The sequence below is a fragment of the Paenibacillus sp. MAH-35 genome, from assembly GCF_058135425.1.
This window is the reverse complement of sequence record NZ_JBYUPU010000004.1, coordinates 135,224-157,949: the sequence shown is the minus strand read 5'-3', so window position 1 is coordinate 157,949 and position 22,726 is coordinate 135,224. Positions and strand designations below refer to the sequence as shown.

20 protein-coding genes and 1 riboswitch are annotated in these 22,726 nt (G+C 57.0%); of the genes, 5 read left to right on the top strand and 15 right to left on the bottom strand.

Translation table 11 applies throughout. From position 1 onward, the window contains the following. Positions 1 to 16 precede the first annotated feature (16 nt). The 11 genes from AC3Y2E_RS05560 to AC3Y2E_RS05510 all read right to left on the bottom strand — a co-directional run bounded on the left by AC3Y2E_RS05560 (position 17) and on the right by AC3Y2E_RS05510 (position 11,922). The gene (locus tag AC3Y2E_RS05560; RefSeq protein WP_379207999.1) at positions 17 to 463 is read right to left on the bottom strand and encodes a phage tail protein; all 447 of its coding nucleotides are present in this window, start codon (positions 461 to 463) and stop codon (positions 17 to 19) included. A gap of 5 nt (positions 464 to 468) precedes the next feature. Next, positions 469 to 648, bottom strand: a complete 180-nt coding sequence (locus AC3Y2E_RS05555) for a DUF6760 family protein (RefSeq protein ID WP_332075653.1) — start codon at positions 646 to 648, stop codon at positions 469 to 471. A gap of 20 nt (positions 649 to 668) precedes the next feature. Then, on the bottom strand, positions 669 to 1,046 hold the full coding sequence (locus AC3Y2E_RS05550; protein WP_190930631.1) for a phage tail assembly protein: 378 nt from the start codon (positions 1,044 to 1,046) through the stop codon (positions 669 to 671). A 91-nt stretch (positions 1,047 to 1,137) separates the two neighbouring features. Then, positions 1,138 to 1,572: a phage tail protein gene (locus tag AC3Y2E_RS05545; protein ID WP_190930632.1), complete on the bottom strand. Its 435-nt coding sequence runs from the start codon at positions 1,570 to 1,572 to the stop codon at positions 1,138 to 1,140. Positions 1,573 to 1,629: 57 nt separating this feature from the next. Beyond that, the gene (locus AC3Y2E_RS05540; RefSeq protein ID WP_379207996.1) at positions 1,630 to 3,378 is read right to left on the bottom strand and encodes a phage tail sheath family protein; all 1,749 of its coding nucleotides are present in this window, start codon (positions 3,376 to 3,378) and stop codon (positions 1,630 to 1,632) included. Between the two features lie 133 nt (positions 3,379 to 3,511). Then, positions 3,512 to 4,312: a hypothetical protein gene (locus tag AC3Y2E_RS05535; protein ID WP_379207994.1), complete on the bottom strand. Its 801-nt coding sequence runs from the start codon at positions 4,310 to 4,312 to the stop codon at positions 3,512 to 3,514. An 11-nt stretch (positions 4,313 to 4,323) separates the two neighbouring features. Continuing rightward, positions 4,324 to 4,875 (bottom strand): Pvc16 family protein, encoded by a 552-nt coding sequence (locus AC3Y2E_RS05530; protein ID WP_379208316.1) that lies wholly within the window; start codon positions 4,873 to 4,875, stop codon positions 4,324 to 4,326. Between the two features lie 276 nt (positions 4,876 to 5,151). After that, positions 5,152 to 7,380: an ATP-binding protein gene (locus AC3Y2E_RS05525; protein ID WP_379207992.1), complete on the bottom strand. Its 2,229-nt coding sequence runs from the start codon at positions 7,378 to 7,380 to the stop codon at positions 5,152 to 5,154. Positions 7,381 to 7,419: 39 nt separating this feature from the next. Continuing rightward, positions 7,420 to 8,763, bottom strand: coding sequence for an RNA polymerase factor sigma-54 (gene rpoN, locus AC3Y2E_RS05520; RefSeq protein ID WP_379207990.1), 1,344 nt, complete (start codon positions 8,761 to 8,763; stop codon positions 7,420 to 7,422). Positions 8,764 to 8,847: 84 nt separating this feature from the next. Next, positions 8,848 to 9,558 carry a gamma-glutamyl-gamma-aminobutyrate hydrolase family protein gene (locus AC3Y2E_RS05515; protein ID WP_379207988.1) on the bottom strand — a complete coding sequence of 237 codons (711 nt, stop codon included), beginning with the start codon at positions 9,556 to 9,558 and terminating at the stop codon, positions 8,848 to 8,850. A gap of 807 nt (positions 9,559 to 10,365) precedes the next feature. Then, a complete protein-coding gene (locus tag AC3Y2E_RS05510) occupies positions 10,366 to 11,922 on the bottom strand; it encodes a DUF4127 family protein (protein ID WP_379207986.1) in 1,557 nt (518 codons plus the stop codon). A 303-nt stretch (positions 11,923 to 12,225) separates the two neighbouring features. Here AC3Y2E_RS05510 and nagZ point away from each other — a divergent pair, with 303 nt between their 5' ends. After that, a complete protein-coding gene (nagZ, locus tag AC3Y2E_RS05505; protein WP_379207984.1) occupies positions 12,226 to 13,464 on the top strand; it encodes a beta-N-acetylhexosaminidase in 1,239 nt (412 codons plus the stop codon). A gap of 887 nt (positions 13,465 to 14,351) precedes the next feature. Here the strand turns inward: nagZ and AC3Y2E_RS05500 are convergent. From AC3Y2E_RS05500 to AC3Y2E_RS05485, 4 genes are all read right to left on the bottom strand, one after another. Then, the gene (locus AC3Y2E_RS05500) at positions 14,352 to 14,579 is read right to left on the bottom strand and encodes a hypothetical protein (RefSeq protein WP_379207982.1); all 228 of its coding nucleotides are present in this window, start codon (positions 14,577 to 14,579) and stop codon (positions 14,352 to 14,354) included. Between the two features lie 12 nt (positions 14,580 to 14,591). Beyond that, positions 14,592 to 14,765: a hypothetical protein gene (locus AC3Y2E_RS05495; protein ID WP_190930641.1), complete on the bottom strand. Its 174-nt coding sequence runs from the start codon at positions 14,763 to 14,765 to the stop codon at positions 14,592 to 14,594. A gap of 166 nt (positions 14,766 to 14,931) precedes the next feature. Beyond that, positions 14,932 to 15,015, bottom strand: a riboswitch (cyclic di-GMP riboswitch). A gap of 100 nt (positions 15,016 to 15,115) precedes the next feature. After that, complete coding sequence (locus AC3Y2E_RS05490; protein ID WP_379207980.1) at positions 15,116 to 16,147, bottom strand: aromatic acid exporter family protein; 1,032 nt, start codon at positions 16,145 to 16,147, stop codon at positions 15,116 to 15,118. Positions 16,148 to 16,548: 401 nt separating this feature from the next. Further along, the gene (locus AC3Y2E_RS05485; protein ID WP_379207977.1) at positions 16,549 to 17,712 is read right to left on the bottom strand and encodes an MFS transporter; all 1,164 of its coding nucleotides are present in this window, start codon (positions 17,710 to 17,712) and stop codon (positions 16,549 to 16,551) included. Positions 17,713 to 17,881: 169 nt separating this feature from the next. On the opposite strand from AC3Y2E_RS05485, the gene AC3Y2E_RS05480 reads away from it, so the two are divergent. The 4 genes from AC3Y2E_RS05480 (at position 17,882) to AC3Y2E_RS05465 (ending at position 22,652) form a co-directional block, all read left to right on the top strand. Then, a complete protein-coding gene (locus tag AC3Y2E_RS05480) occupies positions 17,882 to 19,807 on the top strand; it encodes an ABC-F family ATP-binding cassette domain-containing protein (RefSeq protein ID WP_379207975.1) in 1,926 nt (641 codons plus the stop codon). 54 nt (positions 19,808 to 19,861) lie between these two features. Beyond that, the gene (locus tag AC3Y2E_RS05475; protein WP_379207973.1) at positions 19,862 to 20,677 is read left to right on the top strand and encodes a helix-turn-helix domain-containing protein; all 816 of its coding nucleotides are present in this window, start codon (positions 19,862 to 19,864) and stop codon (positions 20,675 to 20,677) included. Between the two features lie 133 nt (positions 20,678 to 20,810). After that, positions 20,811 to 21,800, top strand: a complete 990-nt coding sequence (locus AC3Y2E_RS05470; RefSeq protein ID WP_190930646.1) for a Gfo/Idh/MocA family protein — start codon at positions 20,811 to 20,813, stop codon at positions 21,798 to 21,800. Positions 21,801 to 21,821: 21 nt separating this feature from the next. Continuing rightward, positions 21,822 to 22,652, top strand: coding sequence for a sugar phosphate isomerase/epimerase family protein (locus tag AC3Y2E_RS05465; RefSeq protein ID WP_379207970.1), 831 nt, complete (start codon positions 21,822 to 21,824; stop codon positions 22,650 to 22,652). Positions 22,653 to 22,726 lie beyond the last annotated feature (74 nt).

Sequence of the window (22,726 nt, the reverse complement as noted above, 5' to 3'; positions counted from 1 at the left end):
CCCCCTGCCTGCCACTCTATTTGCTGAAGATCGTTTTCAAGCCGGTATGCACAATTTCGATCGATTCTATCGCTACGCTGCCGGTAGATGCGTTCAAGTCCGGCCCGTTCCATTTGACCGGATAAGCGTCAAAAAAATTCCAGCGGCAAATCTCTTTGCCGGCATGGTTGTGCAGGATAATGGAGCCGCTTTTCCGTTTCACCTGGCCTGCGGCTACCCCGTCATACCAATCCCACAGCTCGCTCGACTGGGTCATGCCTCTCTTCAGCACGATTCGGGGAAACTTCGTCTGCTTCGGGAATATGTGAACGTGGGTATTCAGCCCGCCTTCGGCATATTCCATCACCTCGGTTTCGGATTTGATGCCCGTCACCTCGGAGAACCCGCCGACCAGAAGCCCGTCCAGCTCCACCTTGAACCGGAACGCGCCGTTCACATCGTTCACGCGTTGTACGGTCTTCATCTGGCTCACCTCTTGTTAAACACATCGAACGGATTGTCCGGCGCTTCTTTCCCGTCATCGTTCAAATTGCGGTTAATTTTCGAGATTTCCTCGCACCAGCGGCGGCGCTCCCGGTGCTCCATCGACATGATCTGTTCGTGAGGCCAATGAAAGTAATAAGCGATAAAGCTGGCCTCTTCATAAATTTTGTCGACGGGATATCCGGTTATGCCTCCGCCGTCTCGTCCAAAAAAGAAACGTCCACATCGAATTCATGCTCGCACTTCGGACACGTGCAGTGTACTTTCGGCACTTCCGCTTCGTTGATCGTCCGGTACAGATTTTGCAAATAAGCGAGGTCCGCCGTAAACAGCCTTTCGATGACGCGGGTATCGATCGCCCGCAGATCGCCCAGCTTGGTGACGACTCTCGCAAGCAAAATAATGCTCAGGTAGCCCGGGTTTTGCTGGACGCGCTGGTCGCGCATCGGCAAAATTTCGTCAGCCGCCGTAGCCAGCCTCATCACGCCGCGCTTGTGAAGATCTCCGTTCTCGTCGACATAGCCGCGGGGAAGCACAAATTCGTACTCGGTTTGAAAAGCCATCGTTCAAGTCCTCCTAGTCGTAACGTTCCGATCGAAGTCCCGGGAACAGCCGGGCTATGCCGCCCGGCTGTTCTACCGCTTCTTCGCTTCCTTACTTCGTGCGTGTCATGCCTTCGTGCGCGAGCTCCAAGTTCTCGATCGCCACTTCGTTGCCCGAGCCGTTGAAGCCGGGAGCCGAATATTTGGACGGCCATGCTTCGATAACTTGCCATGTCGCCACGTCCTGGCCTTCCTCGTCGATCGCGATGATGGTCACCGTCTTACGCGAGATTTTGCCCTGTATGGATTCGGACATCCAGTTGTACATATCCAAAGAGTCGGTGACGCCCCACTTCAACGTAATGTTGCCGTATTTGGCGAGTCCCGGAAGTTTGCGTGGCGTGATCGTCTCGTTGCCCTCCCGGTATTCGATTACGGATAAACTGGCGTCAAAGCCGGACACTTCGCTGAAACCGGCTTGCTGAATGCCTTCCACTTCGATACGGAACCTAAAATTGCGGTATGGATCTTTGCGCTCGCCTGCCATACTATACCCCTTCCCCAGACTTTAAGAATGAACAGCGTCATGCAAGCCGCCAGCGGCTTACTCTTCTCTCGTTTTTTGCGTAATCCGGAAAATGACGAACTCCGCAGGCTTCACCGGAGCGACGCCGATTACGCAGATGAGGCGGCCGTTGTCGATATCGTCCTGCGTCATCGTGCTTCTGCCGATATTGATGTAGAACGCTTCGCTCGGGCTTCCTCCGGTAAGAGCTCCGTCTCTCCATACCCGGGTCAGGAACGCGTCGATCGTCCGCTGTACGCGTGCCCACAGCTGCTCGTCGTTCGGTTCGAAGACGACCCAGTTCGTGCCGTTGCGGATCGATTCTTCGAGGAAAATGAACAAACGTCTGACGTTGATATATTTCCACAGTCCGTTGGAGGAACAAGTGCGGGCGCCCCATACGCGAATCCCTTGTCCGGCAAACTGACGGATCAGGTTGACCCCTTGCGGATTGAGAATATCCTGCTCGCCCTTATTGTATTGGCAGTCGAGTCCGACTACGCCGCGCACGACCTCGTTCGCAGGAGCCTTGTGCACGCCGCGCGTATTGTCCGAACGGGCATAAATACCGGCCATCGAACCTGAAGGAGGTATGTAGATGTTGCGTTTGTCGAGGGGATCGAACACTTGCAGCCACGGGTTGTACATGGCGGCGTACTGGCTGTCGAAAATGTTGCGGTGCGTCATGACGTCCGCCACTTTCGTCTTGTCGCGCGGAATGTCGAGAATCGCAAAACGGCTGCCCAAATTCTCGCAATGCGCAACCAGCGCAAGCTGAACGTTCGGGTCTGTTACGCCCGGAACCGCCATAATGCTGACGAAATCGTTGTCGATAAACGCCTGGATACCGGTACGCTTGCCCGGACCGCGGTCTTGGCCCATGAAGTCGGAAGCGGACAAATTAGCCAAAGAGCCGTCGCTGCCTCCGGAGAGGGCGATCTGGAACTTGCCTTGCGACTCGCTGCTTCCGGATACGACCTCGAACGGTGCGACCGCGCCGAAATCGCCGCTGGAGATGTCCTGGACTTTGACGATATTCGAGCGCGCCATCACTTTCTCGATATGGTTCGCCGCCGAGACGTTAAGCGACATTTTCTCGAACGTTTCCGCCTCGTCGCCATAGAAGACGTGGAACGTAAATTCGCAGGTCGTCAACACTTTCGCCGGGAGCAGATTTTGATCCACGACGGAATCTCCGCCCTCAAGCGCCGACTCGAGCTCGATAATGTTGTCCTGGGAAGAGACGACCTTGTTGTACTGCTTCTCTCCGCCCGCTTCGAAAGCGACGACGTCGCCTACGTTGAATCCGGCGTTGTTCTTCACACGGTATTGCTTGGCTTGTCCCGCTTCGCCCAAAATTTCATAGATTTGCGTTTTGGCTTTGCTGGACGGTACGACGGCAATCCTCACCTGGTTGCCCCAAGTTCCCGGATTTTTCGACTGGATGTTCAGAACGGCCGATTCCTTGCTGCCGCCCGCTTGGTTGCTTGCCGGCTTCGCGTCGGATGGCGCTACCCGCATAATGAACGCGCGGGACCCTCCGTTCAGAAAAAAGTGCTCTACGGCGTAAGCCAAAAAGCGGTAATCGCCGAAAGCATTTTCGGACAAATATCCTCCGAAGATACGGTTAAAATCGGCAACACTCGTGACGAGCTGCGGAAGCCCCTCTATCTCCCCGCGTTGAGCCAGACCAATAAAGCCGGCTGTACTCGTGCTTGCACCTTCAAGCGGTTGAGCGCCGCTGTCAAACTCTTCCACATACACGCCTGGCGATAAATACTCAGCCATTGTTTCCCGGACCTGTTTGCCTGTCCCTCGGTTTCGCCTGGGACATTGCGGCAAACGAATGCCAGTTCTCTCCTTTCAGCTTTTGCTTTATGTTGCAAAATGGAGGAATGACGCTTTCGGCCATCGTTCCATTCTACTTCAACACCCATGTCCCCAGACTCACCGTGACGCCCTGCCTGACCGTCACATCCATAACCGCCGGTTCCCCGTCCTGCGCGCGCACGCTCAGCGACGCCGGATACGCTTCGACAGCGCTTCCCGGGAAGGCGACCGCGATCTCTCCGCGTTCCGTCGTCCTGGTCCGGTATACCGGCAGCAGCATCGAACCGCGCGAATAGGCAGCCGCCAGCGGACTTTCCAGCCGGAATCGTTTCTGATACTCGATCGTATCGAGGATTCGTACCGTTTCCCGGGTTTCCTTCGCCCCCCGGCCGACGAGCGCGAACGTATCGCCGCAGCCTGCCGGCACCGACAGACCGGATACCGCGATCTCCGCGGCCCCTTCCGGCGTCTTCTCCTCCGCGAGACGCCCTACGGCGCATTCCTCGGAGGAAAGGGCAGCCGTGACGAGCGCTCCGCGCACCGGATTCCCCGACGCATCCGTAACCATAGCCCGGATCAGGGTGTCGCTCGGCCGGTACGGATAGGAAGGCAGCGGGAGCAGCGGAAGCTGAACGATTACATTTCCGGTACCGACCGAAATCAGCCGAGTTTCCCGAAAATAATAAGTAGAATCGATTTCCAGCTCATACTCGCCCGGTTCCAAATCGCTAAATATGTACGTGCCGTCCGGCTTGCCGACCGGCCTCCTCGGGTAATTCGCCAGCCGGACTTCCAGCTTCCGGTCGGACGGCGGCGCGGCGAGGAAACTATCGCGCAGCAGCACGACCAGGGACACCCGGCTTTTCATACGAACGATCCGCAGTTGTTCCATGCGGATTCCCCCTAACCTTGAATCGAGACGTCTCGTTCGGTAACCCGCTTGGTCGTTTTGATTCGAGTCGAGTCGATCATAACAGGTCCTGCAACGTAACTGACGGACAACCGGTAAGGCGTGTCGGCAAAATTCCACATGTTCAGCAGCGCATCGCCGGGCATGCTTTCCATCACGACGCGCACTTCCTCATTCCGCTCGGCAAGCGTGCCGACTAACGCCGGGCCGCGCAGGACGGAATGATCGTACAGCACTTGCATCGCACGACCGAGAATACGCTGCTCGTCCAAGGCTCGGGATTGCAGCTCGGCCGGAGAATGCACCGTCATCAAGTAGTGAAGATCCACCGTCATCGGCGGAAACTGAATTTCGCCCGTGCCCCGCGAGACCATCTGGGTTTTCCGGCTGTCCCCGCTCTCCCGTACGCTGTACAGAAACAACGACAAGTAGAAATCCCCCTTGTCCACCGGGCTGCCGAGGCCGATCAGCTCGGGCTGCGGGATCGGATCGGGCGTCATGCGCTCCCGAAGCAGCTTGATGAGGGAAGCGCTAACATCGGCTATGACGGAATATTCGCCTATAAGTATCCACTCCCAACCGCAAACGGTAAGTCGTTCGGAAAGGCTGCCGCCAAACCACGCGCAACGATCAAGCGCCGCCTATTCGGCGGCACCCTGATGCATGCGTGTATGCAATGTCCGGCTCACTTTCGTATCCATCGAATTGCCTATTGCAGACAAAACCATACGTGACATTTTCCGACTCTACTCTATTATATAGGTAAAATAGTGTACATAGCTATAGCGATTTCGGTGAGATTTACCACAATTTAAGCTCTCTCAGTAATGTTCGATATCGGTTCGCGGGACGATTTTCCCGGATTTCTGCAGTTCGTGGCGCACGGCGTGAACCAGTTGCCGCATGCCGATCCCTGTCCCTCTCTCCGCAGCCAGAAACGCCGCCGATAAAACGACGTTTTTGATATTGCCTCCGGCGATTTCGTACGATTTGGCCAGCCATTTGAAATCCACGTCGTCCGAAAGCGGAGTTTCCGAAGGAATCGTGGCCCGCCATATTTCCTCCCGGTACTCCGCGTCAGGGAACGGAAACTTGATGACGTAATTGATTCTTCGCAGAAACGCCTCGTCGATATTGTTCAGCAGGTTGGTGGCGAGTACGGAGATCCCGTCATACTCCTCCATTTTCTGCAGCAGGTACGCCGTCTCGATATTCGCATATTTGTCGTGCGCGTCCTTGACCTCGGAACGTTTGCCGAACAAGGCGTCCGTCTCGTCAAAAAACAGGATCGCCCCGCTTTTGCGCCCCTCCTGAAAAATCTCGTGTAAGTTTTTCTCGGTCTCCCCGATATATTTGCTGATCACTTGCGACAAGTCGATCTTGTACAGCTCCATGTGCAAATCTTTGGCCACCACTTGGGCGGACATCGTCTTCCCGGTGCCGGGAGGACCGGCGAACAGCATCGAGAGCCCTTTTCCGTAAGCAAGCTTGCGTTCGAAGCCCCAGTCGCCGTATACGACATTTCTGTACTTCACCTGATTGCAGGCGTTGCGCAGCAGCTCCTTCTGCTCTTCCGGCAGCACGATATCGTCCCAGCCATAGCGCGGCTGAATCCGAACGGCTTTCCGTTCCAGACTGTGTCGCACCTGCCCGTAGCTCGCCTGATCGATGACGGCCGCCGCACGCTCCCCGTTCCATGCGGCCATCCGCACCGCTTCTTGCAGCGCGCTCCGGATCTGCCCGGGAGTAAAGCGGAACTTGGCGGCAAGCCCCGGCCAGTCCGCAGACTCCTCAAGCCCCTGTACCGCTGCATACGCCTGCCAGACCGACAATCTCTCCTGCTCCGAAGGCACGGTCAGCTCCCGCTCCAGCCAGCTGCGACGCGGCGTCCCCAGGTCCGCCCTCAGTCGGGACTCGGACAGCATAAAGACGGGAAGCCGGCAATCGTCCAGCTCCTCGCGAAACAGGCGAAGCCGCTCTCTGGCGCCGGCGTCCGGCTCGTCCGGGTCCAGTACTTCCGCATTCTCGAAGGCGAGGCACGCTTGATGCAGAAGCGCCTCTCTCAGCACTTTGCCCAGTCGGCTGCGGAACCCTTCTCCCTCGGCGACAATCGCCCGCATATCGGCGATCAGCAAGTTTTTGCCCCATTTGGCCGCAGCGTGACGAAGCTGAAACTTTTTGCCGGAGCCTGCAGGACCCCACAGCCGGACTCCCGTCGCGTCTTCGCCGCTTCGCCCGGAGGAGGCGGGGCTCCCGACAGGAGCGCGGGCCGACAACTGCGCCTGCACATCATGATGAACCAGCAGCGGCTCCAGCGGTTCGTCCGGATAATGGATCGTCACGACCGGCTGGAGCTCTTCGTCCAGCGCGCCCGTATCGAGAAGAAACGCCGTCACTCTCCGGTCGAGCGCAAACGGCCTGGACAGCAGCGGCCTGCCGAACGGTTCGTTCTCCTCCTTCGCCAGCACATACTTCGACAGCTTGCCGCGCGGGGAGAAAGCGACCCGGGCCGCGCGCATCTCGTCAGCCGTCCGGCATACGAGCTGAAGCGCAAGGCCGACGTTCGGCAAACGAATCGTCAAATCGTCCGCCATAAATCCGAATATTCGCTCATATTTCCGGTCGAGCTCGACGGCCAGAGCCAGCATAACGACCCCTTGCTCCACGGCGTTTAAGGAGAAGACGCTGCTTACATGCACGATCGGCAAAAAGACGCCGCTCTCCCTGCTCGCCGCCTTGCGTCCCGCAATCTCGTCCCGGAAGGCGTTGATTTTGCCCGCGCGTTCCTCTGTCTCCGGATCTCCGTCTTCCTCCGCCTCCGTCACTTCCTCCGCATCCGCGACCAAACGCATAAATTCGTCCTCGGACACGTACATCCCCCGAAAGGCGTCCGCTTGCGGGTCCTGCTCTGGAAAACCGCGGCGGCTGTACAGCTGCAGCAGCTTCAAATCCAGCAGACGAAGCTCGTCCGCGTAATGTTCCCATATATGCGAATAGGGCCGTGCGGCCGCCCGTTCTCCCGGCGTTTTCCCTATCGATGTTTTGCTCAACCGTCCGCACCCTCTCTGTATCATTTCCCTGAAATTCGTTTAGCGCCTCGCCCGTTGCCGGGAAGACCTCAATCGCAGCTCCTCCCTGTATTTCATCACCGTCCGGCGAGAAATGTGCAGGCCGTCCGCAGCGAGCAGATCGGCGATCTGCTGGTCGGAGAGCGGCGTCGCCTTGTTCTCTCCGTCGATCAGCCGCCTTATTTTCGCCTTTACGGCTTCCGCGGAGGCCGGGATGCCGCCGCTCGTAGGCAACCCGTTTGTAAAGAAAAACTTCAATGCATAAACGCCGCCCGGCAGCTGCACGAATTTGTGCTGAACCGCCCGGCTTACCGTCGACTCGTGCAACTGCAGCCGTTCCGCGATCGTGCGCAGGCTCATCGGCTTCAAACCGTCTACGCCCCGCTCCAAAAACGCGCGCTGCTCCTCCACGATCGCCCCGATAACCCGGCTCAACGTCGCCTTTCGCTGCTCCAGACTTCGGATCAGCGAGCGGGCCGCCTGCAGATGATCGCGAAGATACGCTTTCGTCCGCATATCCCCGCTATTGTACGCCAGCTGCTTGTAGTACGGGCTAAGGCGAAGAGAAGGGGTGCTCCGATCGTTAAGATACAGAACATAGTCCCCTCCGATATTGCGGACTTCCGCATCGGGAACGATAATCGTCCCCGAATCTCTGGAATACCCTGCACCCGGGCGCGGGTTCAACGTGCGAATATAGGCTACCGCCGCTTCCACCTCGGCGATTCCGATGCCCAGCCCGCCGGATATGCGCCGGTAGCTGCCGGACGCCACCTCCTGAAGGTATCCGTTCACGATCGGGATCGCATGCTCGTTGGCATAAGAATCCCGCTCGATCTGAAGGCGCAAGCATTGCTGCAGCGTTGCCGCAGCCACTCCGGCCGGCTCCAGCGACTGCAAAGCCGCGATCGCCTCCTCCACCCGGCGGACCGGTTCGCGCAAGCAAGCGGCCGCTTCCTCCGCCCCGATCCGCAAGTAGCCGCTCTCATCCAGATTGCCCGCCAAATACCGGGCGATCCGATACAGATCGTCCGCCATGCCGCTCATCCGGAGCTGACCGAGCAGCGACAGTTCGAGCGTCTCCTCCGGGGCGCACACTCGCCCCAGTTCCTCATCGCGGTCGGGATTGCGTGCGCGCCCCCCGCTGTCGGACCGACTCCGACTCCGGCTGCCGCTGCCGCGCGAATATTCCGCCGACTCCACCGCTTCCATCGGCTCGATGCACGGATTTTCCTGGAGCTGATCCCGGACATACAACTCCAGATCGGCCGCTGCCATCTGCAGCACGTTCATCGCCTGAATCAACTGCGGGGTCATATTCAGTTTCGTATAGAGGCCTTGGACCTGCGACTGCCCGCCCCACATGCTGCTCCCTCGCCTTCCATCCGCCGGCCGCGCGAATCGCCGGCTTCCGGTCATAATAATAGTTGCGCATGCCGCCTTCCATCGTCACTGTCCCCGGCAAGCCTCGACAAACGCTTCGAACAGCTTCCTCGAGATGTCGTCCGTGCCGGCCGTCTCCTCCGGGTGCCACTGCACCCCAAGGACGAACCGGTCGCCGCTCTCGCTTTCGATCGCCTCGACAGTCCCGTCCCCGGCTCTGGCCGTTATCCGCATACCGGGAGCCGGCTGCTTGACGGCCTGATGGTGGAAGCTGTTCACCTTAAACGAAGTCGTCCCGGCAATTCGCGCTACCAGACTGCCTTCGTCGGCCGTAACCGCGTGAGACAGGTGGGAGGTTGGCGCCTTCTGGCTGTGCTGAATCGTCTTGCATTGCGAATAATAAATATCCTGATACAAGCTGCCGCCCAGCGCCACGTTCAACACCTGTTCGCCCCGGCATATCGCGAAGATCGGCTTGCCGGCGGACGCATATTCGCGGATCAGCAGCACTTCCAGCCGGTCGCGCTCGGGCGTAATTCGCCCCAGTTCCTTCAGTGGCTCCTCCCCATAATAGCTCGGATCGATATCCGCGCCGCCGGTAAGCATCAGACCGTCTGTCTTGCCGCACAGCCGGCGGACTTCCGCCTCTCCGAGCCCGAACGGGACGATGACCGGTATACCTCCCGCGCGAATAATCCAGTCCGAGTACGCATATTTCAAAACGGCGGTATTCTCGTCACAGCTTGCCGTAACGGCGATAATCGGCTTCAAGTCCATACACCCACTCCTCCATACGTTCCGTTACTCCTAGGTATACATGATGCGGGCGGTTACGTAAACCACTTTTTAACGACTGGCGCTTCTTTTGACAAACACGATTTGACGCAAGGGAGGGAGGCGCGGCGCTTTTCTCGGCCAACACGGCTTGTCGCAAAAGGGGGCGATGCACGCTATGACTCCCCATGGCGTGAGCAGTTGCGGGTCGGCTCTTCCGTTGTACTTCCGTAACGGACATCACAGCCGCTTAGCCGTCAAATTGTTGCACTTTTTCATTCTAACGGTCACCATGGCACCTATCGGGCGGTTAATCGGCAATTAGGGGGACTTAGACCGTTGTAAGCGGCTCTGGTGTCCGTTAAAATATCCGACCCGCTCTTTTCCCGCCCTAAGCTGCAACTATGTCCGTTACATGGTTCGCAAAACGCTCCGAGGCGCATGTTGGCCGGAGGGTGGTTGAGGACGCCCCCAAAAGTGAACTCTACTCGCGATGAATGTCCACACCACAAGCAAGAACCGCCAGACGTGATGAGAAATTTACGCTCCCAACGAGGAAATTATGTACGCAGCGAGGGACTTAAGCGCCCAGCAAGGAACTTAAGCGCGTGACGAGAAACTTAAACGCCAGCGAGAAACTTAATCCCACTGTTACAAAAAAAGCCCCCGATTCTGTCCGGTCAGGACAAAACGGGGACTTCACGAGTTGCCGATTGCAATCTCAGAACGTATTGTATGGGATAAAAAAGCGTTGCCGGCGGCCAACTCCGATTTTCAAACCAAGTAGGTCATGCCCTGAGCGTGTAGCGATTACGCTTGCTCCAACACCGTCTCAAAGCCCACCTCGAACATCCGGCTCCACGGCAAATGCACGTCCTCGATGCGGATTCGTCCCGGGCAGCCTTCCTGTACATACTGCTCCACGAATTCCTCGAGCTTCCGCTGGATGACGGCATACACTTCTGCCTGCACATGGGTCAGCTCGTAGTAGCTGGCTCCGAGCTTAGGCAGCTCGTTATGAATAACGTCTTTGCGGACAAGCGCCTGGTAGCCCCAGTCCTCGATTAACCGGAAATAATAGTAAGCTCTGCTCCGATTCAGCCGTTCCGCCGACTGGTCGCCGCGGCCGCGATAATACGACTCGATGATCGCATGGGAGATCACCGTTCCGAGCGTATTGCCCGACGTATTCCAAGCCGCATACGCCGCAATATCGTGCAGCAGTCCGCTGCGCGCGACCAGCTTCATAAACGGCAGATCCGAGCCGTTGCTTACCGCTACGTCGGCCAATGCAACCATATGGCCTTCCCGGATATAATGGCGGATCGCCTGTACAAACTCCTTCGGATTCGTTTCCGAAAAATACGCACGATTGCGCCCGCTGTACGGAGTGGAGCATTCCGCCATATCCTTCTGCCCGACCGGCGGAGAATTCGTCATCAGAACAAAATCGGTTCCGGCCGAATTGTCGTGCGACACGGCTCCGGCCGCGGTCAAATGATATTTGATGCTTTCCCCGAGGGAGCGGTCTTCATACTTCGGCGCGACGAACGGGCCATGCACCGAGGAATACCGGACGAACGCTTTCGGAATATATCCTTTCGCTTCGCAAAACGCTCTGGCGAACAACGTGCAACCGATCTCGTCCGCACCCGGATAAATCATCACGCGGTCGCTGATGTCGAGCTCTTCCGCAAGCAGCGTCAGCTTCCGCTGTTCCAGCGGGCTGAAGCCGTATTGGGAATTGTCGTCGAGCGGGACAATCAGATAATCGATAATTCCGTCACGGACAAGCTTCATCGTCTCCGCATTCACAAACGAATTCGTTTTCCGGCGCGTCAGGAAATCTTCCAGCACCGCCTCCGGAATTGCAGCCGTAACCGCCTCCAGACGAGCCGTCTCTTCCTCATCCAAACTTTCCTGCTCGGCCTTGTCCTTCAGCCAGCCGTACGTAAAAATTTCGTTGCCGTAGTCGGCGTAATAATCCGGTTCTTCCTCCGAGCTGGAGTAAGCCGGAACCCGGGTAATCAGGTTGAATCCATATATGCGAAGCTGCGGATTGTCCCGCTTCAGCTCGGCCAACACGGCCAGACGCTCCTTGCAGACCGCTTCTTCCGTATAGTGCAGACGGGACGGCACGATTCCTCCGTGCACGAGCATATCGATCGAAACGATCAAAGCGTCTGCGCCGGAAACCGCCCCGGGCAGCCAGTCGCGGATCGCATCTGTATTTGCAGCCGTTTTTTTGCGTCCAAGCATGCCGATCTCCGGCGCTTTCAAGGTCATATCCGTCATCGACGCCAAAATTTGAGGGTAGCGGTAGTTACAAGGTCTTTCGTCCAACGGAACATACACGATCGTTTGCATGGTTTTCTCTCCTAGCGAATAAGTAAGTTTAAAAGATTTTTTCCTTTAACAAGGGTAGTTATGGAGAATAACTCCATTCTAACACGACCCGGCCGATAGGGAAAGCACGAACAGCCCGCAACTGCCGCCGCCCGAGCCGCACATCGCCATCTAATCCCAACAACCCGCTAATCCTCCGGAGTGCTCATGATTAATAAGATGCAACTTTTAGCGATTTCCCTCGTCCATTTTATGTATCCGCATGTATCCGCCTATAGATCCATGGAAATAGTGCAGAATAAGACAACCTAAGGAGGTGCCGCCATGAAAAGGCTGCTCGCCGCCATACCGCTGCTGCTCGCTTTAGCCGTCTCCGGCTGCGCAGACACGGTAAAGGAGCCTGTGGAGCCCGGAACCGGCACAGGAACCGGAACTGGAACAGGTACCGCGTCTCCCGCTCCGCCCGCCGCACCCGATCCGATTCAGGAGCGGCTGAAGTCGATGTCGCTGGACGAAAAGCTGGGACAACTTGTCATCGCCGGCGTCAACGGCACGAAGCTGGACCCGGAAACCCGGAGCCTGATCGAAAAGGATCGCGTCGGAGGATTTATTTTATACAAGCCGAATATCGAATCGGTCGAACAAACCGTATCGTTTCTGAATGAGCTGAAGCAGGCCAACCGCAACAGCCGCATTCCGCTGCTGCTCAGCGTCGATCAGGAGGGCGGAAAGGTGAGCCGGCTGCCGCCGCCCTTAGCCGCCTTGCCGTCCAGCCGGGATATCGCGCGAGCCGGAAAACCGGAGCGTGCTCGCAGCATCGGCGAAGCGATCGGCGAGGAACTGCGGGCGTTCGGCTTCAACGTTAATTATGCCCCGGTGCTGGATGTGGACAGCAATCCGAACAATCCGGTCATCGCCAGCCGGTCGTTCGGCCCCTCGGCCGCAATCGTCAGCTCTTATGGGATCGAACTGATGAAGGGGCTGCAGCACCAAAAAGTGATTCCGGTCGTCAAGCATTTTCCCGGACACGGCGATACTTCCGTCGACTCCCATCTCGATCTCCCGGTTGTGGACAAGACGGCGGACCAGCTGCGCAAGCTGGAGCTCGTCCCGTTTGCCGATGCTGTACGCGCCAAAGCCGATTCCGTCATGATCGCCCATATCCTATTGCCCGATCTCGATCCCGGCGTCCCATCCTCCATGTCTTCGAAGATTATTACCGGGTTGCTGCGTGAGGAGCTCGGCTTCGACGGCGTCGTCATGACCGACGATATGACGATGGGCGCGATAACGAAGCATTACGATCTCGGGCAAGCGGCCGTGCAGTCGTTTAATGCCGGAAGCGATATTCTGCTGGTCGCCCACGAATACAAAAACGCGCGTCTGGTGCTCGACGCCTTGAAGCAAGCCGTCGTATCCGGAGCCATTGCCGCGGAGCGAATCGATCGCAGTGTCACCCGGATTTTAACTTTGAAGCAGCGCTACGAGCTGTCCGACGAAGCCGCAGGCTCCGTCGATACTGACACAATAAATGCCGCGATCCGGCAAGCCGTCGGCAAATAGCCGCCGCCCTTATTCAAACCTCTGTCGCATGGCTTTGCTTCCTCGTTTTGGTTTCGCCATACAATAAGGAAAACCGTCCGGTAAAGGTGTCCGGACGGTAACTACTCAGGCAGCAAGAAAGCGAAAAGGAAAGAGGCTGTAATTAAAAGAGGAAATCCCCTTTCACTACACAAATTCCCTACTATTCAAACCATCTTTTTTTGATGTATCTAAGTAGTTACTCCGGACGGTCCATAGACGTGCAAACCCATACGCTTGTGTATGGGAGAGAATGGAGAGTGGGTACCTACGCTTCAGTCGCTCGTTATGAGGTTTCGGGGGAACAACCCGGCTCTAGGTGCGGTCCGATAACAGTTGGCTTGCTAGCAGGTTGTTGGTGTTTGCCTTCGCCAAAACGTATGTACGCGGGTTCTAAACCATATAACAGTCTTTGCTACCTTGTATTTTCGATCTTTTCGACAAACTAAATCGGATAGAGGCGGTTTGTAGCTTTTATTCGAACCAACTGATGGGGAGTTTACCTTTTTCGCGGATTTTAGGTTCCTTCTCCGCTCGGAAGCAGGGCAGGAGGTCCAAACAGCCCCCACCCACGATGAACAACTTGGCTGACTTGATAAGTAAAGACCTCCCGCCCGCTTTAGCACGGTGACACACTTAGACATTCCAGCTAACAAGCACAAACCCCCTCGTCCACTCTGCCACGGTAAAGCATTTAAACATTCCGGCCTAGCAAGTAAGAGGACCCCCACTCGATCACGATGAAGCACTTAAACGTTCTGGCATAGCAAGCAAGTAGCCATTTCTCCACTCTGTCACGCTAACTCACCCAAACACTCTGGCACAACAAAAAAGGGACGTTGGCCCTCACGGCCGGCGCCCCTTGCTTTTTATTGAAAGTGAATGCGCCCATTGCGGACCCATTCCCATAACTGCTGAGAAGGTATGTTCGTCTTGTCGGCTAACTGTTGAATCGTCATCCGCGAATTAGTCCGCACCAATTCCCTCACCACATCGAACATCCGGTCGTAGTGCCGCTCGCAATCCCGGCACACCGTCACTTCCACACGGTCCTGTACGAATAGGACGCCGCAGTCGCGGCAATTGCACAGAGTCATGGCGTCCCGGCCTCAAGCACAGCTTTTTTCCAGCATGTACCGTTTTACCGTGCCGAGCGCATCCATGAAATGGACCAGTTCCTCTCTGGACATCGTCTGGAACCGCTGCAGCAATCCGTCCATCCCCGCCCTGCTGATTAACTGCTCCAGCTCCGCTGTCAATTGAGCCATTTCCGGTTGATTCATCGCATTCATCCTCCGTTATCGATTAGGTTTGCGCCCCCACAACATCGCGTATCGGCGCCGTTCGTTTACTCCCCTTAACGAACCCCCTTTCTGACAGGCGGTCCACCGAAAAAAGAAAACTGCCCGAAATGCGGGCAGCCGTCATATCCTTTACGGACTTCCTCATTTCGGTAGCCCAGCTGCCGTAGGCGATCCCCTTAGGCCTGAAGCTTTGCGTCCCTACCTTTCGATAGGTTTGCCGTTTATCGATGCCGGTGTTAGGTACAGTATAACACGAGAAGCACTAAAAAAGAACTACTCCGCGACGGAAAGTAGTTCTTTTTACTCACTCCACAGCAGCTCAAACCGATTCAAGCCTGCAGTTTGAAAAACGCCTCTCTTCCTTCCACAATCGCGCGCGAGGAAACAAACAGGAACGTTTGTTTGATTCCGGAAAATTCGGCGACATACTCCGAGAGCGCTTCATACGCCTGATAATACGGAAACAGCCGGTGCAGCGCACCTTCCCCTTCCGTTCGGAGCAGCTCCGGCCGCAAAGCCTTCAGCATGAGACCCGCCGGTATTCTGCCGCCCTGCATAACCCGTTCCTGCAGACGAACCGTCACTCCAATGGCGCGGATGAGCCGCTGACGTTCCGGACAATTCAAATCCGCCTTCTGCAGCGCCTTGGACAAATCCCGCACCCGCTCGACCATCGTCTCGTAAGTCCGGAACAGCTCCCCCGGAGCGATCGGCCCGTTCCTCCGGTTCATCCAGCGATCCTCGCGGATAAAGGCTGATATTTCCTTGCCCGACTCAATGTACTTCCGCACTTCCTCGATCTGCAGCCGCATTTGCGGCTTATAGGGCGTCATACGGGCGGACATCAAATCCTGCTGGATATAATACAGCAGCGTGCGGAGCATGCTTTCCGATTTGACGAGCAGCACCTCTTCCCGTTCCCGGTGAACCGGCTTGCGGATCATATTAACGGCGGTTCCGACCAGCATTCCGATCAGTACGAGCAGCAGCTGGTGATAAGCGGCGGTGCCATGGAGCTCGTCGGACGTTCCGATCGTATTGACGGCGACGATAACGGCCAGCGTCAGCGAAGCGGTCAGCTTTAGCCGGACATGGATCGCCATGACAAGCAGCGATACAGCCGCGATAACGAGCGAATATTCCCCGAACAAAAGCGCGGCTCCGATCCCGAGCAGAGCGGCGAACAAGGCGCTGGCGAGATGGGACAGCGTCGATTGGAGCGAACGGTATACGGACGGCTGAACGGCTAACATCGAGATGATGCCCGCAAAATGATCCGGCTCCAGATGCAGGAGTCGGGCGATCGAGATGCTGATCGCAATCGCGATCACGGTTTTGACTACACGGAGTCCTACTCGCATATTGAATCCATCCCATCCACTTCTTTATGTTAATTATTATAACACAAAATTTGCGAATGAGTATATTTTCGTTAATTAACGTCATTTTATATTACATATACATAACACAATCATTCATTCCCTCGGTATTACTGCTTGCAGATAAAGCCGATCCAGCGCTATGTCGCTAATCACGAATCGATCTTTGTTGTTGCCGGGCAGCTGCTGCGTTCATTCCACAAGATTTCCGTCCCCGATCCGCTGAACGTTTCCAAGGATGACCGCAAGGATTGAAATTGAATCCTTTTAAAAAAACACAAAAAATCGCCCCAAGCCAAGCTTGGGACGATTGTGCTGCATACGGTAAACTTTTGAATAGCAAGGACGAAAAATCCGGACAATCGTGGTATACTTCAACCTTTTCAGGAACGTCCCGCCACACGGCTTCCCGCTCCCCGCCCGCTCAAAATCAAAAAACCGATGCCGCCCAGCGCGCACGATACCGCCGCAAACCGGAACATCGTCCCGAACCCGGCATGATCGATCAGCCAGCCTCCCGCGTTGCTCGCGATCAAAATCGCCAAGTTGACGTACACCATGCTGAACAGTGTCTGCCCCGTCGACTTCCAGCTATCCGGACAAAGGTCGCTGACGTACTGGACACCCGCCGCATAAAACAAGGCGAACGTTATCCCCTGCAGCATCTGGCTGAATAGCAGGACCGCGAACGGCGGGTCCAGCGACAAGATGATCATCCGGGAAGCCGCCACGAATGCGCCCAACGCCAAAATGGCCCGGTAGCCGAACCGCTCGGTAAATCTCGTCGCAAAAAAGAAAAACGGCAGCTCGGACAAAGCCGACACGGTCGACAGCCAGCCGATTTTCTCCGACACCTCTCCGCCCGTCGTGCCCAAATAGACGGAGAAAAAGATGCTGAAGCTTTGGGTGCCGCAGGCGACAAGCAGCACGAGCAGCAGAAAAACGGAAAGCTCCTTTTGGCCCAACAGCTTCACGACGTCACGCATCGAGGCGTTTTTGCGGACACTGCCTTTCTCCAGCAATCTCGTGATCGCCACAACGACGATCATAAGCCCCATATATAGAAAAAACATCTTATCGATGCCGATATGCGTATACAGAATCCCAACCGGCGACACGATCAGAGCGAAGCCGATCGAACCCCATACCCGTGCGCCGCCGTACGTTTGCCGGTGCTTCTGGGCATGGGCAACCGCGACGGCATCCGACAGCGGCACCATCGGGGAGTTGAATATCGCGAGCACGACCGCCGTAGAGGCAAAGACGGCAAATCCCGCTCCCGTCGAATAGCCGAACGCGATCGCCGGCGTCATCAGGCCGCATATCATCAAGGCCGTCTTCTCGATGCCGTACTTGTCGCACAGAAGTCCCCACATCGGTTGAACGAACAACGCTACGAAAGGACCGATCGCATAGATGATGCCGATCTGCTGGCTGGTCAGTCCCGCCTCGCGTAGCCAAAAAGCGAGAAAAGGCGAATAAGAGGCCGCGGCCGCGAAGAAAAAGAAAAAGTAGACGTGAGGCGCATAAGCCTGCAACCGGTTCATGATGTCAGCTCCGTTTCGTTAATCGTTCGCATACCGCCCGTCCCTCTCCGATGTGCTTACGATAACACGCCCTATACGAAGCGTCAATGCAGCTCCAAAAACGTTCAGTTATCGGGTAAAATATGCTATGCTTGTGCTTATATTAACGGGAACGGAGAACTACGAAACGATGAATATACTCACCGCAGAACGATTAAGCAAAAGCTTCGGCATGAAAAAGCTGTTCGAGCACCTGTCTTTCAGCATCAATGAAGGCGACCGGATCGGGCTGATCGGCGTCAACGGAACGGGCAAGTCGACGTTTTTGAAAGTGATCGCAGGCGCGGAACCGGCCGATGAAGGATCGATCGCCGTCCGAGGCGGAGTCCGAATCGAATATTTGCCGCAAAACCCGCCCTTCGACGACGACGCTACGGTGCTGGAGCAAATATTCAGCGGCCGCACGCCGCTTATGCAGCTGCTGCGCGACTACGAAGCCGTGGTCAGCCGCCTGGAGCACGGAGACACCGACAGCGGCCTTCAGAAGCGGCTGCTGGAGCTGACCGGACGAATGGATGCGGAAGGCGCCTGGCAGCTTGAGAACGAAGCGAAGCGGATCTTGACCAAGCTCGGAATCGACGATTTCGACGCGCGCATGGGCACGTTATCCGGCGGCCGGCGCAAGCGGGTCGCCCTGGCCGGCGCCTTGATCCGCCCGGCCGATCTGCTCATTTTGGACGAGCCGACCAACCATATCGACACGGAGACGGTCGACTGGCTCGAGTCGTATTTGGCCAAGTCCAAGTCCGCCCTCCTTATGATTACCCATGACCGGTATTTTCTGGATCGGGTAGCAGGACGAATCATCGAGCTGGACCAAGGAAAGCTGTATCCGTACACGGGCAACTACAGCGTTTTTCTGGAGCAGAAAGCGGAGCGGATGGCCCGGGAGCAAGCTTCCGAAGAGAAGCGGCAAAACCTGCTGCGCCGGGAGCTGGCATGGATTCGCCGCGGGGCTAAGGCCAGGTCGACCAAACAGAAAGCGCGGATCGAGCGGTTCGAGAAGCTGCAGGACGCAGTACCCGACGCGGCGCCCGCCGATATGGACATCTCGCTTGCCGGAGCCCGTCTCGGCAAAAAAGTGATCGAGCTGAACGAGGTCGGCAAATCGTATGAGGGCCGTACCGTCATCCGTTCCTTCAGCCATATCGTACAGCGCGACGACCGGGTCGGCATCGTCGGGCCGAACGGCGCCGGCAAGTCGACGCTGCTGAAGCTGATTGCCGGACGGCTGGCACCGGATTCCGGCATGATCGATACCGGACCGACCGTGAAGATCGGCTTGTTCTCCCAAGAGAATGAAGAATTGAACGAAAAGCTTAGAGTGATCGAATATATCCGGGAAGCGTCGGAGCAGGTCCGGACGTCCGACGGCGAGATCGTCAGCGCCTCGCAAATGCTTGAGCGTTTCCTGTTCCCTCCCGCGGCGCAATGGACGCCGATCGCGAGCTTGTCGGGCGGCGAGAAGCGCCGGCTGTTCTTGCTGCGCATCCTGATGGAAGGTCCGAACGTCCTGCTCCTGGACGAGCCGACCAACGATCTGGATATTCAGACGCTGACCGTGCTAGAAGATTATTTGGAGTATTTTCCCGGAGCGGTGCTCGTCGTCTCTCACGACCGTTACTTCCTGGACCGTACGGTCGATACGCTGCTCGTCGTCGAGGGAGACGGCGAGATCGGCCACCATACCGGCAACTATTCGGAATTCCGCGACCGGATGAAGGACGCCGAAGCGAAGGAAAGCTCCGCCAAAGAATCCAAGCCGGCAGCAGATTCCAGAACTTCTCCGGCAGACGGCCGCCCGAAGGAAAAAGCGCTCAAATTCTCCTTCAAGGAACAGAAGGAGTTCGAAGAGATCGACGGGAAAATAGCCGAAGCGGAGCGCGAGCTCCACGAGGTCGGAGAAGCGGTCTCCGCCTGCGGGGCCGATTACGAGGCGCTGGCGAAGCTGACCGCGAGGCAGCAGGAGGCGGAAGCCGCACTCGAGCATCTGATCGAGCGGTGGACCTACTTAAACGAATTGGCGGAACGGATCGAGCAGCAGAAGAAAGGCTAGCGCCGGGCTGCGACAATCCGCCGCAAACGGCCGACCGCCGGGAGAGGAGCAGAGATGGAAGACGGGACATTCCATATCCGCAGCTTTATCGGCAAGTTCGACGAAACATGGCAGGACATCGGATTTCACCAGAATACGACGCTGGAAATCGAAATCGTCCTCGAAGGACGCGGCCTCTTCGAATGGCCAGAGCGCAAGCAGCATATCGAGACGGGGCACGTCGTCGTCATTCCTCCGGGCATCCCGCACCGGTTCGCCGCCATCACGAAAGTGCGGTACGGGGTATTTCACCTTCAGGGCATGCCCCCCTCCTTGCGCGAAGCGGCCGACAAGTTGGCCGGCAACTACACCCAGCCGAAGCTGTACGCCTTGTCCCGGATCGACCGGGACCGGTTCGAGAAGCTGTTCCGCGAATGGCTGCGGGTGCTCGCCGCCTCGCTGAAGGACCGCCAGCGCAATTATGCGGTATGGGCGGAGATGCTGCTGCTTTATTTGTACGAGCATTCCCAGACGGATCTGCAGGCGATGACCATTACGAAGGCTGCGGACTACTTGCGCGAAAATCTGGGACAAACGGTCCAGATGGCAGATCTGGCCGAGCTGTCCGGGTTAACCGTCGCCGGCTTCCGCCGCACGTTCGAGAAAATATACAAGCTCAGCCCCAAACAGTACCAGCAGCAGTGCCGCATGCAGGAGGCCAAATGGCTGCTGAGTGCGACCGACAAAGATATGAACGAGATCGCCGGTCAAGTCGGCTTTTACCGCCTCCACTCGTTCTCCCAGTGGTTCAAGTCCGCCGAAGGCGTCTCCCCCACCCTCTGGCGCAAGCGGCAGAAAATGAATCACGGCGGCGGAGAACCCCTTACCTGACCGGCCTTAGACGGGTCCGCTACGCGCGGCCCGTTTTTTTGCGTAAATTCCGGTTCCATTTGAATAAATACTTTTCCGGGCATATCCACTATCCTTGTTCGTGTAACCATCGTCCCTAAGGAGGATTTCCCACATGAGCAAAGTGAAAGTCGGTTTTATCGGAGCCGGAGGAATGGCCGAGCATCATATGAAAACGCTGCAAAAGCTGGAGCAGGCCGAGTTTACCGCCGTATTTGACTTGAATGCCGAGCGGGCAGGCCAGGTCGGGGAGCAATACGGAGCGCAAGTGTTCGACAGCGCCGACCAGTTGCTTCAATCGGGTGCGGTGGACGCGGTATTTATTTGCACGCCGCCTTTCGCCAGAGACGGAATCGAGGAAGCCGCCGCCCGCAAAGGCATTCACCTGCTATCGGAAAAGCCGGTCGGTCTCAACATGGAGGTTGTCCGTTCCAAAAGCAAAATCATTCAGGAATCCGGGATCATTCATTCTTCCGGTTATTGCCTGCGTTACCTGGAATCCGTCCAGAAGGCAAAAGAATATCTCGCAGACAAATCGGTCGACATGGTGTTGTCTTACCGGCTCGGCAGCTTGCCCGGAACTCCATGGTTCCGCAAAATGGACAAATCGGGCGGACAGCTCGTCGAGCAGTCCACTCATCAGGTCGACCTGATCCGTTACCTGGTCGGCGATTTCCACGAGGTACATGCGCGTTATGCGCAGCGCAGCATCCTGAAGGAATTCCCGGACGCTACGATTCCGGACGTCGGCATCATCTCGTTCTCGCTTCAGTCCGGCGCAGTCGGCTCGTTCAGCACTGCGTGCATGTCGAAGAAGTTCGGGCGCGGCGACGTCGAGCTGATCGGCTCCGATTTCTACGTCACGATCAAAGGCGGGGCGCTCCGCATCGTCGACAACGAGCTGAATGTGGATGAGAAATATAACACCGACTTTTACCTGGAGCAGGACCGCGCCTTTATCGAAGCGGTGCGGACCGGCCGTCAGGAGCTCGTGCTGGGCGGCTACGATGAAGCTGTAGCGACGCTCGAAGCGACGCTCGCCGCCAACGAATCGGCCGCCACCGGGCGCGCCGTCACAATCTCCGCCAGCACGGCTCAAGTGTAAGGCGAGAAGGAGGAACCCGTTATGCTGAAAAGTGTCAACCAATGGTGTTTTCCTGAAGGCACCCCGCTGCCGAAATTGTTCCAAGTTAGCCGCGAGGCGGGCTTCGATGCCGTAGAACTGAACATCAACCCGCCGGGAGGAGTCGGACTGACGATGGAAACGACTCCCGGCGAAGCGGACGAGATCGCCAAGCTCGCACGGGAGAACGGCATCCAGCTGCGCAGCATCTCGACTTCCCTGATGGGGAGAAGCCCGCTCTCGTCGGCCGACGCGGACATGCGGGCGACAGGACGGAGCGTCGTGACGAAGCAGCTCGACCTTGCCGAGCGGATCGGAGCGGATACGGTACTGGTCGTTCCCGGCGTCGTGAATCCGGCCACTTCGTACGACGATTGCTACGAACGAAGCTTGAGCGAGCTGCAGAAGCTCGTTCCGGAAGCGGAAAAACGCGGCGTCAAGATGGGAATCGAAAACGTCTGGAACAAGTTTCTGCTCTCGCCTCTCGAGATGCGAACCTATATCGATACGCTGAATTCCCCTTACGCAGGCGTCTACTTCGACGTTGGAAACATCCTGCTGTACGGCTTCCCGCAGCATTGGATTCGCATTCTCGGCAGCCGGATCGTAAAAGTCCACGTTAAAGATTTCAAAACGTCGGTCGGCAACGGAGGCGGCTTCGTCCCGCTGCTCGGCGGCGACGTCAACTGGCCGGAAGTGGTCGCGGCGCTGAAGGAGATCGGCTACGCGGACACGCTGACGGCGGAGATCGGCATCTACTCGTCCAGTCCGCTGCAGCAAGTGTATGACACGGCGCGCCAGTTGGATGCGATCATCCAGGGCCGTCCCGCTTGAATGATGAAATAAAGGCGATTTGCATCACAAACTCTAACGGACACAGAGGCCGTTATTGTGATGAATTTCGATCC